General features: G+C 69.4%; 11 protein-coding genes. 6 read left to right on the top strand and 5 right to left on the bottom strand.

The window, feature by feature from the left end:
* The first annotated feature begins 106 nt into the window (after window positions 1-106).
* The 4 genes from AKG07_RS14520 to AKG07_RS14535 all read left to right on the top strand — a co-directional run bounded on the left by AKG07_RS14520 (window position 107) and on the right by AKG07_RS14535 (window position 6,735).
* Window positions 107-1,333, top strand: coding sequence for a sugar ABC transporter substrate-binding protein (locus AKG07_RS14520; RefSeq protein ID WP_053098531.1), 1,227 nt, complete (start codon window positions 107-109; stop codon window positions 1,331-1,333).
* A gap of 64 nt (window positions 1,334-1,397) precedes the next feature.
* Entirely contained in the window at window positions 1,398-3,020 is a 1,623-nt protein-coding gene (locus AKG07_RS14525; protein WP_053098532.1) for an ABC transporter permease subunit, read from the top strand.
* Window positions 3,020-3,931 carry a sugar ABC transporter permease gene (locus AKG07_RS14530; RefSeq protein WP_053098533.1) on the top strand — a complete coding sequence of 304 codons (912 nt, stop codon included), beginning with the start codon at window positions 3,020-3,022 and terminating at the stop codon, window positions 3,929-3,931. Before AKG07_RS14525 ends, AKG07_RS14530 begins: the two co-directional genes overlap by 1 nt.
* Window positions 3,932-3,960: 29 nt before the next feature.
* On the top strand, window positions 3,961-6,735 hold the full coding sequence (locus tag AKG07_RS14535) for a glycosyl hydrolase 53 family protein (RefSeq protein ID WP_053098534.1): 2,775 nt from the start codon (window positions 3,961-3,963) through the stop codon (window positions 6,733-6,735).
* Between the two features lie 63 nt (window positions 6,736-6,798).
* Here the strand turns inward: AKG07_RS14535 and AKG07_RS14540 are convergent, their stop codons facing one another.
* Complete coding sequence (locus tag AKG07_RS14540; protein WP_053098535.1) at window positions 6,799-7,641, bottom strand: alpha/beta fold hydrolase; 843 nt, start codon at window positions 7,639-7,641, stop codon at window positions 6,799-6,801.
* Between the two features lie 94 nt (window positions 7,642-7,735).
* On the opposite strand from AKG07_RS14540, the gene AKG07_RS14545 reads away from it, so the two are divergent.
* Both AKG07_RS14545 and AKG07_RS14550 read left to right on the top strand, forming a co-directional pair.
* Window positions 7,736-8,299: a TetR/AcrR family transcriptional regulator gene (locus tag AKG07_RS14545; RefSeq protein ID WP_053099358.1), complete on the top strand. Its 564-nt coding sequence runs from the start codon at window positions 7,736-7,738 to the stop codon at window positions 8,297-8,299.
* 98 nt (window positions 8,300-8,397) lie between these two features.
* Window positions 8,398-9,192, top strand: a complete 795-nt coding sequence (locus AKG07_RS14550; RefSeq protein ID WP_053098536.1) for a TspO/MBR family protein — start codon at window positions 8,398-8,400, stop codon at window positions 9,190-9,192.
* A gap of 131 nt (window positions 9,193-9,323) precedes the next feature.
* Here the strand turns inward: AKG07_RS14550 and AKG07_RS14555 are convergent, their stop codons facing one another.
* Genes AKG07_RS14555 through kdpB form a run of 4 tightly spaced genes read right to left on the bottom strand, consistent with a single transcriptional unit; the run spans window position 9,324 to window position 15,314 of the window.
* A complete protein-coding gene (locus AKG07_RS14555) occupies window positions 9,324-9,995 on the bottom strand; it encodes a response regulator (RefSeq protein ID WP_053098537.1) in 672 nt (223 codons plus the stop codon).
* On the bottom strand, window positions 9,992-12,514 hold the full coding sequence (locus AKG07_RS14560) for an ATP-binding protein (protein ID WP_053099359.1): 2,523 nt from the start codon (window positions 12,512-12,514) through the stop codon (window positions 9,992-9,994). The genes AKG07_RS14555 and AKG07_RS14560 overlap by 4 nt, the downstream gene beginning before the upstream one ends.
* Window positions 12,515-12,528: 14 nt before the next feature.
* Entirely contained in the window at window positions 12,529-13,128 is a 600-nt protein-coding gene (gene kdpC, locus AKG07_RS14565; protein WP_053098538.1) for a potassium-transporting ATPase subunit KdpC, read from the bottom strand.
* Between the two features lie 41 nt (window positions 13,129-13,169).
* Window positions 13,170-15,314 carry a potassium-transporting ATPase subunit KdpB gene (gene kdpB / locus AKG07_RS14570; protein WP_053098539.1) on the bottom strand — a complete coding sequence of 715 codons (2,145 nt, stop codon included), beginning with the start codon at window positions 15,312-15,314 and terminating at the stop codon, window positions 13,170-13,172.

Consider the following 15,314-nt stretch of genomic DNA (forward strand, 5'->3'; position numbering starts at 1 on the left):
CCGCACGAACCGCTTCACCCCGCACCACCCGCTTCACCCAGCACCACCCACTCACCGGTCGCGATGACGCGCAGCGCATCGTCGGCCACGACAGATAGGAAAACGCATGCGCAAGCACATCGGAGTCGGCGCACTCGCTCTGGCCGCGGCCGTGGTCCTCGCGGGCTGCTCCGCCGGCGCACCCGAAGGCGGCGACGACGCCGCATCCGGCGACGGCGCGGAACTCGTCATCTGGACGGACGCCGAGCGCGAAGCCGCGATCACCGCCGCCGCAGAGGCGTTCGAGGAGGAGACCGGCGCGAAGGTCACCCTCGTGCAGAAGAACTTCGAGGACCTCCGCAACGACTTCATCGCACAGGTCCCGACCGGAGAGGGCCCCGACATCACGGTCGGCGCCCACGACTGGCTCGGCGCGCTCGTCGCGGCCGGTGTCGTCGACACGATCGACCTGGGCGACAAGGCGTCGGAGTTCGAGCAGGTCGCGCTCGACGCCATGACGTACGACGGTCAGCTGTATGCGATGCCGTACTCGCTCGAGACCATCGCCCTCGTGCAGAACGTCGACCTGGTCGGCGCGGAGGCTCCCGCCAGCTGGGACGACATGATCGCCAAGGGCGTCGCCGCCGGCACCGAGCGCCCGTTCGTCATCAACACGGGTGGCGAGACCGGCGACGGATACACGATGTACGGACTGCAGACCTCGTTCAGCGCCCCTGTCTTCGTGCAGGACGACACCGGCTCGTACACGAGCGAGGTCGGCATGGGCGGCGCGCCCGGCGAGGCGTTCGCCACGTGGCTCGGAGCCAACGGGTCGAACGGCACCGGCTACATCTCGACCACGGTCGACTACGACATCAACAACGAGCTGTTCGCGTCGGGCAAGGCCCCGTACACGATCCAGGGCCCGTGGGCCATCAGCGCGTTCGAGGGCGTCAACGTCGCCGTGAACCCGATCCCGTCTGCGGGTGGCGAGACCGCTGCGCCGTTCGTCGGCGTGCAGGGCTTCTACCTCTCGAGCAAGAGCAAGAACGCGCTGCTCGCGCAGGAGTTCCTCGTGAACTACCTCGGCACCGAAGACGCGCAGCGCGCGCTGTACGAGGCCGACCCGCGCATCCCGGCGTGGACCACGCTCGCCGAAGAGGTGTCGTCCGACCCGATCACGGCCGGATTCGTGGCCTCGGCGCAGACCGGCGTCCCGATGCCGTCGATCCCCGAGATGGGCTCCGTCTGGGACCTGTGGAACGCCGCGCAGGCGCAGATCATCAACGGCGCCGACCCGGTGTCGACGTGGAACACCATGGTCGCCGACCTCGAGACGACCCTCGCCGGCTGACCCCGCCGGACGGGGAGGAGCCCGAACCCCTCCCCGTCCTGCGATCCTCAGACAGGACGCACACATGACGATCCAGGCACCGCCCGCCGAGGCGCCCACTCCCGTGGTGAAGCCCTCGCGCGAGTCCCATGCCCGCCGCTTCCGCGGCCTCGGCTGGGGCTTCCTCATCAAGCTCGCGCTCATGGCGCTGGTCAACGCCTTCGGCATCATGACGGCCATCTCGGCCTGGAGCGCCGAGTCGTGGATCGTGCTCGGCGTCGTCGTGCTGCTGGTGATCATCGCCGACTGGGTGTACTTCACCCGCAGGGCGCTGCCGCTGAAGTACCTGCTGCCCGGGCTGATCTTCCTGCTCGTCTTCCAGATCTTCATCTTCGGCTACACGGCCTACATCGCCTTCACGAACTACGGCACCGGTCACGTCGGCACCCAGGAGCAGGCGGTCGAGGCCGCACTGATCCAGGGCGAGCGCCGCATCGAGGGCTCGTCCGACTACCCGCTGTCGATCGTGCAGCGCGGCGCAGAGCTCGGCTTCGCGATCGTCGATGACGACGGCGACGTGCAGGTCGGCTCGGCCACCGAGCCGCTGACCACCGCATCCGATGCCGAGATCGGCGCGACCGGCGCCCCCAGCGAGGTGCCCGGGTGGGAGGTCGTCCCGAGGGCGACCGTGCTGACCGATCCGGCACTCGGCGCCACCATCAAGGACCTCAGGGTGCCCGTGTCGGACGACCCGAACGACGGCTCCATCCGCACACGGGAGGGCTCGACCGGCTCGGTGTACGAACCGACGCTGGTGTGGGATGCCGAGGCGCAGACCATCACGGACACGCAATCGGGCACGGTCTACACCGCCACAGAACTCGGCGCGTTCGTGGCCGAGGACGGCACGGCGCTGCCGACGGGCTGGTCGGTCAACGTCGGCTTCGCCAACTTCCTGAAGCTCTTCACCGACGCGAATCTCGCGGGCACTCTGCTGAGCGTGACCGTCTGGACGTTCGCGTTCGCGATCCTCTCGGTCGTCCTCAGCTTCGCCGTGGGGCTCGGCCTCGCGATCGTCTACAACGACCCGCGGGTCAAGGGTCGCCGGTTCCTGCGAGCGCTGTTCATCCTGCCCTACGCGTTCCCCGCGTTCATGGCCGCGCTGCTGTTCCGCGGCATGTTCAACGCCGAGTTCGGCGTCATCAACGACCTGTTCTTCTTCGGGTCGCAGATCAACTGGCTCGGCGACCCGTGGCTGACCCGGGCTGCGGTGATCTTCGTCAACGTCTGGCTGAGCTACCCCTACTGGTTCCTCGTCTGCACCGGAGCCCTGCAGTCGCTCCCCGGCGAGACGCTCGAGGCCGCCGAGATCGACGGGGCCAACAAGCTGCAGCGCTTCCGCGCCATCGTGCTGCCGCTGCTGCTCGTCTCGACCGCTCCGCTGCTGATCGCCTCGTTCGCGGTGGCGTTCAACAACTTCACCGTGATCTACACCTTCAACAACGGCGGGCCGGCGATCGCCGGAGCGCCCTACGCACTGGGTTCGACCGACATCCTCGTCTCGGCCATCTACGACGTCTCAGGCGTCTCGGGTGGTGCGGCCGACTACGGCCTCGCGAGTGCGCTGTCGATCATCGCCTTCATCGTGGTCGGTCTCATCTCAGCGCTGAGCTTCCGACAGACCCGCAAGCTCGAGGAGTACCAGTGATGAGTGAGACCAGAGTCATCGTGACCGGTTCATCGAAGGATGCCGAGGCCGCGCGCGCGGGCGCACGTCGGCGTCGCTGGTGGGGCGAGGTCGGCTGGAAGTACATCCTCGCCGCCGGCGTGCTGTTCTTCGCCGCGTTCCCGCTCGTCTACGTCCTCTCGGCCTCGCTCAACCCGAACGGCAGCCTTGCGGCATCCAGTGCCCTGTTCAGCGCGTTCGACCCGGCGAACTACATCGCTCTGGGTGAATCCCGCTACTGGGTCTGGTTCGGCAACACCCTGCTGATCGGCGGCGTCACCGCAGTCGGCTCGGTGCTCATGGGCGCCTGCGGGGCGTACGCGTTCTCCCGGTTCCGGTTCAGCGGACGACGCGCCAGCCTCACCACCCTGCTCGTGCTGCAGATGTTCCCGCAGGCGCTCGCGTTCATCGCGATCTTCCTGATGCTGCAGACGATCGGCGACGTCGTGCCGGCGCTCGGCATCAACTCGAAGATCGCCCTGATCTGCGTGTACCTCGGTGGCGCGCTCGGCGCGAACACCTTCCTGATGTATGGGTTCTTCAACACGATCCCCGTCGAGATCGACGAGTCGGCGAAGATCGACGGGGCCAGCCACGCGCAGATCTTCTGGCGGCTCATCATGCCGCTGGTCGTGCCGATCCTCGCGGTCGTCGCCCTGCTCGCGTTCCTCGCGGCGTTCGGCGACTTCATCCTGTCGAAGATCATCCTCACGTCCGAGGACAACTGGACCCTCGCCGTCGGCATGTACCAGTGGGTCTCGAACCAGCTGACCTCACGCTGGGGGCTCTTCGCCGCCGGCGTCGTGGTCGCCGCCGTGCCCGTGCTCGCGCTGTTCTTCTCGCTGCAGAAGTACATCGTGGGCGGGCTCACCCAGGGATCCGTCAAGGGCTGATCCGCACCTCCACCGCTCGAAAGGCCGTCATGCACCGTCGCACGCGTTCCCTTCTCTCCACCGCCCTGGCCACGGTCGCCGCCGTCGCCCTGATCGGCGTCGCGCTGCCGGCGTCGGCCGCCTCGCCGGCGGCATCCGCTCTCGCTCCTGCGGCTGTCTCGGTCGACGGGCCGGTGGATGCCGCCATCACCGTCCCCCGGGTCGAGAACCTGCCGGACGACTTCATCGGCGGCGTCGACGTCTCGTCGGTGCTGTCGCTCGAGGAGTCGGGGGTGGTGTTCCGCGACGCCCAGGGCGCGCCGGGCGACCTGTTCGAGATCCTCGCGGACGCCGGGGTCACCGACGTCCGCGTGCGCGTCTGGAACGACCCGTTCGACGCGAACGGCAACGGCTACGGCGGGGGCGATGTCGACGTCGATCGGGCGATCGAGATCTCGCAGCGAGCGACGGATGCCGGCCTCGGGGTGCTCGTCGACTTCCACTACTCCGACTTCTGGGCCGACCCCGCGAAGCAGCAGGCGCCCAAGGCGTGGGAGGGGATGACCGCCGACCAGGTGGCGACCGAGGTGGGTGCCTTCACGCGCGATGCGGTGCGTCGCCTGGTCGATGCGGGTGTCGACCTCCGCATGGTGCAGGTCGGCAATGAGACGAACGGCGGAGTCGCCGGAGTGCGCGGCTGGGATGACATGGCGAAGGTGTTCTCGGCCGGTTCCGCCGCCGTGCGGGCCGAGGCGCCGGACACGCTCGTCGCCCTGCACTTCACCAACCCCGAGCGCGCCGGGTTCTACGCCGACGTCGCCGCGCAGCTCGATCGCCGCGACGTCGACTACGACGTGTTCGCGTCGTCGTACTACCCGTTCTGGCACGGGACTCCCGAGAACCTCACGGCCGTGCTCTCGCACGTCGCCGAGACCTACGGCAAGAAGGTCATGGTCGCCGAGACCTCGTGGGCGTTCACGCTCGACGACGGAGACGGTCACGGCAACGTCGTCGACCTGGCGTCCGAGGCGACGCAGTACCCGGTGAGCGTGCAGGGTCAGGCCGATGCCGTGCGCGCGGTCGTGCAGGCCGTCGCCGACGTGGGTGAGGCGGGACTCGGCGTCTACTACTGGGAGCCCGCATGGCTGCCGGTGGGTCCGCCCGCACAGCTCGAGCAGAACAGAACGCTGTGGGAGCGCGACGGATCGGGCTGGGCGTCGAGCTTCGCCGGCGAGTACGAGCCCGAGGACGCGGGGCACTGGTTCGGCGGATCGGCGTGGGACAACCAGGCGCTGTTCGGCTTCGACGGCACGGCATCCGATGCGCTGAACATCTTCTCGTACGTGCGCACCGGCGCCCAGGCCCCGCGGGCCGTCGAGTCGGTGCAGGCGGTCGCGCTGCAGGTGACCGAGGGCGATGCCGTCGAGCTGCCCGACGAGGTCACGGTGCTCTACAACGACGGGTCGTCGGAGCAGCAGCCCGTCACCTGGTCATCGGCGGCCGGATTCATCGAGGGCGCCGGCGAGTACGTGATCTCGGGCGCGACGGATGCCGGCCTCGCGGCGTCGGCCACCGTCACCGTCTCGGCGCGCAACTACCTGCGCAACCCCGGATTCGAGGACGCGGACACGAGCATGTGGAGCGTCACCGGATCGGGACTCACGCTGCGCGCGTGGGACGACCCTCGGAGCGGCACGCACTCGGCGCACTTCTATGCGGGTGCCGGATACTCGTTCGACCTCTCGCAGACGGTCTCCGGACTGCCCGCGGGGTCGTATGTCGCACGGGCATCGCTGCAGGGCGACGGGGAGGGTGCCGACGGGCGTGCGTCGCTGTCGCTGTCGTCTGCGTCGGTCGCCGGCGCCGCTGCGGCGTTCGGCTTCGACGGCTGGCGCGTGTGGTCGACGCCGACGACCGAAGCGCTGCAGGTGGGCGCTGACGGCACGGCTGTCGTGCGGGTCTCCGCGGCGCTTCCGGCGGGGGCGTGGGGGACGATCGACGATCTCGAACTCGTGCGCGCACCGGTGCCCGGTGCCGACACCTCGCAGCTGCGAGAGCGGCGCGATGAGGCCGCGGCTCTCGACCTCGATGCCTATGTCGAGTCGTCGACCGTCGCGCTGCCCGGAGCGATCGCTCGCGCCGACATCGTGCTGGCTGCCGCCAGTCCGAGTGCGTCAGCGGTCACGGGGGCGCTGGACGCACTGTCTGCCGCAGTCGACGCGCTCCTGCTTCAGGATGCGGCGACCGCCGCGCCCGCTCGCGGAGTGCTGTCGCACGACAACGGTCACGATACGGGGCTGCTCGACGGCGACTTCACGCTCACCATGAACCTGTGGTGGGGGCAGAACGCCACGAAGCTGCGGGTGTTCGAGAACGGTGTGCTGGTCAAGACCGTGCCGCTCACCTTCGGGGGAACCTCCGCGCAGAGCGCGCAGATCGCCATGACCGGCAAGGCGAATGGCTTGTACGTCTACAGTGGCGAACTGGTCAATTCGCGCGGCGTGACGGCGGTGAAGCCCGTGACGGTGACGGTGAAGGATGCCGCGCCCGGCACGCCCGTGCTCTCGGCCGACAACTGGGACGGCGACGGCTCATACACTCTCACCGCCGACATGTGGTGGGGCACCAATGCGACCTCGTATCGCCTGTATGAGGACGGCATGCTGATCTCCGAGGGCGACATGGTCGCGAACAGCCCCGCCGCGCAACGGGTGACGGTGCCGGTCGCTGATCGCGCGGTGGGGAAGCACACCTACCGCGTCGAGTTCGTGAACGCGGCCGGGAGCACCCGGAGCAAGACGCTCACGGTGTCGGTCAAGCGCTGACGTCAACACGTCCGAGAGCCCGACATCCTGAGGCGGATGCCGGGCTCTCGGGCCGTTCGCGGACTACTTGCTGAGGAAGTCCTTCAGCGCGGCGTTGACCTCGTCGGCGTGGGTCCAGAGCAGACCGTGGGGTGCGCCCTCGACCTCGACGTAGGTCGCGGCGGGCACGGCCTGGTGGAACCGGCGGGCGGTGGCGTCGATCGGAAGGATGTTGTCCTTCGTGCCGTGCAGGATCAGGGTGGGCTTGCCGGCGTCGCGCACGGCGTCGACGTCGCCGCGGAAGTCCTCGATCCAGCTCGGGACGACCGCGTAGGCCGCGACCGGGGCGCTGGTGACCGAGAGGTTCCAGTTGGCGTCGACGACCTGCTGGCTGATGCGGCTGCCGAGGTTCTCGTCGAGGTTGTAGAAGTTGTTGTAGAAGTCGGTGAACCACGCGTAGCGGTCGCGGCTGGCTGCAGCTTCGATGCCGTCGAAGACCTCCTGCGGCACGCCCTCGGGGTTGTCATCGCGCTGCACGAGGAACGGCTCGAGCGAGGCGAGGAAGGCGAGCTTGGCGACCCGCTCGTGACCGTAGGTGCCGACATAGCGGGCGAGCTCTCCGGTGCCCATCGAGAAGCCGACGAGCACGACGTCGCGCAGGTCGAGGGTCTCGAGCACGGTGTTGAGGTCTGCGGCGAAGGTGTCGTAGTCGTATCCGGTGCCGACCTTCGAGGACTGGCCGAAACCGCGGCGGTCGTAGGTAATGACGCGGTAGCCCTGAGCGAGCAGCTCGCGGGTCTGGCGCTCCCAGCTGTGGCCGTCCAGCGGGTACCCGTGGATCAGGACGACGGGCTGACCCGATCCCTGGTCTTCGTAGTAGAGCTCGATCGGGGTGCTGTTCTCGTTTCCGACGGTGATGTAGCCCATGATCCTGATCCTTTTCGGTCCGGTGAGAACGGTCGTTCTCGCTGATGTCTTCACTGTAGAGAACGCTCGTTCTCGTGTCAAGTACACTGGGGTGATGACCGACGACACAGTGCGTGAACAGATCCTCGCGGCGGCCGACGAGCTCTACTACCGCAAGGGATACGCGGCCGTCGGCATGGATGAGCTGCGGGCTGCGGCCGGCGTGTCGCTGCGTCGCCTCTATGCCCTGTTCCCATCCAAGACCGACATCGTCACGGCCGTCCTCGCGCGCAAGCATCGGGAGTGGGAGTCGGGACTCACGGGAGCCGTGGCGGACGCCGGGGCAGACCCCCGCGAACGCCTGCTCGCCGTCTACGGGTACCTCGAGGACTGGTTCTGCACTGACGACTTCCGCGGCTGCGCGTTCATCAACGCGTTCGGCGAGCTCGGTGGCGCGAACCCCGAGGTGGCCGAGATCGTGCGCGATCACAAGGCGTCGTTCCAGGCGTACATGGCCGACCTCGTCGTGGCGGCCGGAGCGCCGGCATCCCTCGCCGCGCAGCTGTCGATCCTCGCCGAGGGTGCGCAGAGCACCGCGGCGATCGCCGCCGACCCGCAGGTCGCCGTGCACGCGCGCAACGCCGCCGAAGTGCTGATCGACGCCGCCGTCGCCGCCTGACCGCAACGGGAGAGCAGATTTAGCTAGCTTGGCTAGCGTTTATGCACCCCGGTGTCAAGGCTGGTGCGTTTGCGCCCTCGCGCGCGTATGTTGCGAGCATGGACTCCCGGACGCAGGACATCGCCCGCCAGACGATCATCATCGCCTCGGCCACCTTCATGCTCATCGCAGCGGCCGTCGGATCCGGTGCCTTCGGTGGCACCTCGGTCAGCGAGCTGCAGGATGGAGCGCTCTCGGCGCAGGGCTCATACCTCGCGCCGGCCGGCCCCGCCTTCTCGATCTGGTCGCTGATCTACATCGGCCTCATCGCCTACACGGTGTGGCAGGCGCTTCCGGCGCAGCGGGCGGATGAGCGCCAGCGAGCTGTCGGCGGATGGATCGCCGCGTCGATGATCCTCAACGGGCTCTGGCTCGTGACGGCGCAGTTCCTGTCGCTGCCGCTGACGGTCATCGTGATCGCCCTGCTGCTCGCGACCCTCGCCCGCGTCATCGTGATCCTCGGCCGCAGCCGTGCCCGCACCTGGCCCGAGCGCGTCGTCGTCGACGGCGCGAACGGCCTGCACTTCGGCTGGGTCACCATCGCGACGGTCGCGAACACCACTGCCTGGCTCACGCAGATCGCGCCCGAGAGCTGGGCTGATCAGGCCGAGATCTGGGCGGTCGCCGTGCTCGCCGTCGTGCTCGTGATCGGGGTTGCCAGCGCCCTCGTCACCAAGCGCATCGCCCCTGCCCTCGCGACCGCATGGGGTCTCGGATGGCTCGCCGTCGGTCGTCTGACCGGCGAACCCGAGAGCACCGTGACCGCGATCGCCGCGATCATCGTCGCGGTCGCCCTCGTCGCCGCGGGTGTCTGGGGAGTGCTGCGCCGCCCTCGCGCCGACATCGCCCTCTGACTCTGCGCTCGGTCGGCGTTCACAACTCAGCACAGATCGTGCGTGCGACGAGGTGAACCCGCCGATTCCGTCGGTTGACAGCAGCTCATGCTGAGTTGTGAACCGAGAATGACGAGAACGGCAGACCTGGCTCAGAGGACGAGCCGGTAGCCCATGCCCGACTCGGTGAGCAGATGCACCGGTGCGCTCGGCTCGGCCTCGAGCTTCTTGCGCAACTGCGACATGTACAGCCGCAGGTAGCCCGAGTCGGACACCTGTTCGCTGCCCCAGATCTCCTTGAGCAGATCCTGCCGGGTGACCAGGGCTCCGGGATGCCGGGCGAGGTGCTCGAGCATGCGCCATTCGGTCGGTGTCAGGTGCACGCGCGCACCCGCCCGGGTGACCGTCTTCGTCGCGAGGTCGACCACCACATCGCCGAATCCGACGGTGGATTCCCCGCCCGCGGGCACCGCCCGACGAGACAGCGCCCGCAGCCGCGCGAGCAGCTCGTCGACCTGGAAGGGCTTGGTGACGAAGTCGTCGGCTCCGGCATCCAGGGCCTCGACCTTGTCGGCGGACCCGGTGCGACCCGACACGACGATGATCGGCACGGTCGTCCAGCCGCGCAGCGCCTGGATCACCTCGATGCCGTCGAGCCGCGGCATGCCGAGGTCGAGCATGATGAGGTCGGGGTGAGTCTGTGCGGCGACGGCCACGGCGGCCGCGCCGTCGGGGGCGACCACCACCTCGTACCCGTGGGCGGCGAGGGTGATGCGCAGTGCGCGCACCATCTGCGGGTCGTCGTCGGCGATGAGGAGCTTCACTCCGTCTCCTCCTGCATGATGTCGGGCTCTGCTGCGAGGGGCAGCGAGATGACCATGGTGAGTCCACCGCCGGGGGTGTCCTCGGGTGTCAGGGTACCGCCCATGCCCTCGGCGAATCCGCGCGAGAGGGCGAGGCCGAGGCCGAGGCCGGTGGTGTTGTCGGTGTCGCCGAGGCGCTGGAACGGCTGGAAGATCTCGTCGCGCTTCTCGGCGGGAACGCCGGCACCGCGGTCGATGATGCGGATCTCGGCGTGGTCGCCGATCGTGCTCGTCGAGACGATCACCCGGCTGTCGGCGGGCGCGTGACGGTGGGCGTTCGCGATGACGTTGACGAGCACTCGCTGCAGCAGCACCGGGTCGGCCGACACGGCGGGCAGCCGGGCATCGAGCGCGAGCTCGACATCCGACGGCCCGAGGCCGAGCTCGTCGACGGCAGCGAGCACGGGGCCGGCGACATCGAGCCGCATGGTCGAGACTGCGAGCACCCCGGCCTGCACCCGACTGACGTCGAGCAGGTCGGTCACGAGCGACGACAGGGTCGCGAGGCTCTCGTCGGCCGTCGCGAGCAGCTCTTCCCGATCGGATGCCGACAGCGCGTGCGCCCCGCGGAGTCCGCCGATCGCGGCGACGGCCGAGGCCAGAGGGCGGCGCAGGTCGTGGCTGACCGCCGAGAGCAGGGCGCTGCGCACCTGGTCGGTCTCGGCGAGGGCAGCGACCTCGCGCGCCGTGGCACGCAGGTCGGTGTGCTCGATGGCCGCCGTCAGCTGCGCGACGATCGCGTCGAGCAGGCGTCGGGCGGGGGTGTCGAGCGGTTCGCCGTGCAGCTCGAGCACGGCGGGTGCCGATCCTCCGGCACCGACCGGGATGGTCGTGGCGCGTCCGTCGGGCACGGGTTCGCCGTCGCTGGCGAGCACCTCGCCGTCGGCGGTGAGCAGGCGGACACCGGTGAGTCCGAACGCCTCGCGCGTGCGGCTGACGAGGGCGAGCACCGCGTTGTCGCCGCGCAGCACGTTGCCGGCCACGGCCGCGAGCAGTTCTGCCTCAGCGGCGGCGCGCTGGGCGGTGCGGGCTCGTCGGGCGGCCTGGTCGACGATGATGCTGACGAGAATCGCGATGGTCACGTACAGCGCGAGGGCGAGCACGTGCAGCGGGTGCGCGATCGTGATGGTGAAGAGCGGGGCGACGAACAGGAAGTCGAGGGTGATGCCCGACAGCACCGCCGCGAAGACGGCAGGCCGCACGCCTCCCACCAGGGCCACGATCACGACGAGCAGCTGGAAGGCGAGCACTTCGACCGTGATGGACTCGGGGCTGCGGAACGCGAACATCGCCCACGAGAGCAGCGGGCCGACGACGAGCGCCAGTGCGAACCCGAGCGCTTGACGTCGCCAGCCGAGGGCGCCGCCGGTGATGCGGGGGAGTGCGACGCGGCCGCCCGCGGCGGCGTGGGTGACGATGTGCACGTCGATGTCGCCGGAGCGGCGGATGACCTCCGAGCCGATGCCCGGTCCCGTCAGCGCCGCCGCGAGACGCCCACGCCGGCTGACACCGATCACGAGCTGAGTGGCATCCGCCCCGTGGGCGAACTCGACGAGCGTGCCGGGGATGTCGTCGCCGATGATCTGGTGGAAGCTGCCGCCGAGAGATTCGACGAGCGACCGCTGCGCGGCGAGGGCGCCGGGGGTCTCATCGCGCAGTCCGTCCTGCGCAGCCACATGTACGGCGAGCAGTTCGCCGCCGGCCGAGCGTGCGGCGATGCGGGCCCCTCGGCGCAGCAGCGTCTCGCCCTCGGGTCCGCCGGTGAGGGCGACGACCACGCGCTCGCGCGCCTGCCAGGTGCCCTCGATGCCGTGGTCGGCCCGGTAGCTGCGCAGCGCGCTGTCGACCTCGTCGGCGAGCCACAGCAGTGCGAGTTCACGCAGAGCCGTGAGGTTGCCCAGGCGGAAGTAGTTGGACAGGGCCGCGTCGATCCGCTCCGCCGGATAGACGAGTCCGGCGGAGAGACGGTCGCGCAGCGACTGCGGCGCCAGGTCGACGACCTCGATCTCGTCGGCGGCGCGCACCACGGCATCCGGGATCGTCTCCTGCTGCGCGATGCCGGTGATCTTCTCGACCACCGCGTTCAGCGACTCGATGTGCTGCACGTTCACCGTCGTGACGACGTCGATGCCCGCGTCGAGCAGCGCACCGACGTCCTGCCAGCGCTTCGGGTTCTGCGAGCCGGGGGTGTTGGTATGCGCGAGTTCGTCGACCAGCGCGATCTCGGGTCGGCGTGCGAGAACGGCATCCAGGTCCATCTCGCTGAGCGGCACGCCCCGGTGCAGATCGGTGCGACGGGGGACCTCGGGGATGCCGATGGTCTGCGCGGCGGTCGCCGCGCGCTCATGCGTCTCGACGATCGCGATCACGACGTCGCGGCCCTCGTCGAGCAGCCGACGCCCTTCGACCAGCATCTCGAAGGTCTTGCCGACACCGGGGGCTGCGCCGAGCAGCACGCGGAGTCGGCCGCGCCGCGGCATCCGCTCTGCCGTCATCAGCCCTCCTGCTCATCGAGCGCGAGATTGAGTTCGGCGACGTTGATGCGTTCTTCGCCGAGGAATCCCAGATCCCGCCCTTGAATCCTAGACTCCACGAGGTCGCGCACCTGCTGCGCGGGCAGGTCGCGCTCGGCCGCCACCCGCGGCACCTGCAGCAGCGCGTACGCGACGCTGATGTGCGGGTCGAGGCCGGATCCGGATGCCGTCACGGCGTCGGCCGGCACGGCATCCGTGCTCACACCCTCGCGCTCGGCGACGGCCGCCTGGCGCTCGTCGATCGCCGCGACGAGGTCGGGATTCTCGGGGCCCAGGTTGCTGCCGCCGGACGCGGCCCCGTCGTAGCCGTCACCGGCGGCCGACGGACGCGACTGGAAGTACTCGGGCAGCGCGTCGCCGTCGGCATCCGTGAAGGACTGACCGATCAGCGAGCTGCCCTTGTCGTCGCCCAGCGGCGAGCCGTTCGCCTGGAACGGCAGCAGCAGCTGACCGATGCCGGTGACGACGAGCGTGTAGCCGACGCCGAGCACGAGGGTGAGCACGAGCATCGCGCGGATGGCGACGCCGGTGGTGCGGGCGACGGTGCGGGAGGAGGACATGGAGTGCCTTTCGATGAGAGAAGGACGAAGACGGACGCCGGTCAGAAGCCGGGGATGAGGGTGATGACGAGGTCGATCAGCTTGATGCCGATGAACGGTGCGATCACTCCGCCGAGGCCGTAGATGAGCAGGTTGCGCTGCAGGATCTGCGAGGCGCTCGCCGGCCGGTACTTCACCCCGCGCAGCGCGAGCGGGATGAGGAAGACGATCACGATCGCGTTGAAGATGATCGCGCTGGTGACCGCGGACGCCGGCGAGTGCAGCTGCATGATGTTGAGCGCCGCGAGGCCCGGGAACACCCCCATGAACATCGCCGGGATGATGGCGAAGTACTTGGCGATGTCGTTCGCGAGCGAGAAGGTCGTGAGCGCGCCGCGAGTGATGAGCAGCTGCTTGCCGATGCGCACGATGTCGATGAGCTTGGTCGGGTCCGAGTCGAGGTCGACCATGTTGCCGGCCTCCTTCGCGGCCGACGTGCCCGTGTTCATCGCGACGCCGACGTCGGCCTGGGCGAGAGCGGGGGCGTCGTTCGTGCCGTCGCCCGTCATGGCGACGAGTCGCCCGCCCTCCTGCTCGCGCTTGATGAGCTCGAGCTTCTGCTCGGGAGTGGCCTCGGCGAGGAAGTCGTCGACGCCCGCCTCCTTCGCGATCGCGGCGGCGGTCAGCGGGTTGTCGCCCGTGATCATGACCGTGCGGATGCCCATGCTGCGCAGCTCCTCGAACCGCTCGCGCAGGCCGTCTTTCACGATGTCCTTGAGGTGCACGACGCCGAGCACCTCGCCGGTTCCCGCCGGACGCTTCACGGCGACCACCAGCGGGGTGCCGCCGCTCGAGGCGACGCCGTCGACGAGGCCGGCGAGTTCGGCATCCGTGTCGAGCCCGAGCCAGGCGTCGATCGCCGACCCTGCGCCCTTGCGGATCTGCGTCCCGTCGGCGAGGTCCAGTCCCGACATGCGGGTCTGCGCGGAGAACGGCACGACCACGGCATCCGCCGGCTCGTCGACCCGGATGCCGCGGCTCAGCGCCAGCTCGACGATCGAGGCGCCTTCGGGCGTGGGGTCGGCGAGGGATGAGAGGGCAGGGACACGAAGCAGCTCGTCGGGGTCGACGCCACCGAGTCGCAGCACCTCGTGGGCCTGGCGGTTGCCGTAGGTGATGGTGCCGGTCTTGTCGAGAAGCAGGGTGGTGACGTCTCCTGCCGCCTCGACCGCGCGGCCCGACATCGCGAGCACGTTGCGCTGCACGAGACGGTCCATGCCGGCGATGCCGATGGCCGAGAGCAGGGCGCCGATCGTGGTCGGGATCAGGCACACGAGCAGGGCGATCAGCACCGGGATGCTGACGGGCGATGCGGCATACGACGCGATCGGGTTGAGCGCGAGAACCACTACGACGAACACGATCGACAGGCTCGCGAGCAGGATGTTGAGCGCGATCTCGTTGGGTGTGCGCTGACGGCTGGCGCCCTCGACGAGCGCGATCATGCGGTCGACGAACGTCTCGCCGGGCTTCGAGGTGATGCGCACGACGATGCGATCCGACAGCACGCGGGTGCCTCCGGTGACGGCGCTGCGGTCACCGCCGGATTCGCGGATGACCGGGGCGCTCTCGCCGGTGATGGCCGATTCGTCGACGGTCGCGATGCCCGCCACGATGTCGCCATCGCCGGGGATCAGCTCGCCGGCCGTGACGATCACGATGTCGTCGCGCTGTAGCTCGGCCGATGAGACGTCGACCGTCTCGGTGCGCTCGGCCGTGGCATCCGCTGTCGCTTCGTACCGCACAACGCGCCGGGCCATCGTGCTGGTGCGGGTCTTGCGCAGGCTCGCGGCCTGGGCCTTGCCGCGGCCCTCGGCCACGGACTCGGCGACGTTGGCGAACAGCACGGTCAGCCACAGCCAGATCGCGATGCCCCAGGTGAAGGGTGCGGGCACGGGTGTTCCGCCGGAGTCGGCCGGGCCGCCGAGGAACGGCTCGGCGATCGCGAGCACGGTCGTGAATGCGGCACCGACCCAGACGAGGAGCATCACGGGGTTGCGCACGAGCGACGCGGGGTTGAGCTTGCGCAGGGCGCCGGGCAGGGCCTGCGTCAGCTGCGCCCAGCCGAACGAGCGCGGCGGTTCGGTCGAGGCGGGGGCGGATGCCGCAGCATCCTGCTGTTCCGAGGGCGTGGTGATGAGGGTCAT

Source organism: Microbacterium sp. CGR1 (assembly GCF_001266755.1).
In the GTDB taxonomy this organism is placed as follows: domain Bacteria; phylum Actinomycetota; class Actinomycetes; order Actinomycetales; family Microbacteriaceae; genus Microbacterium.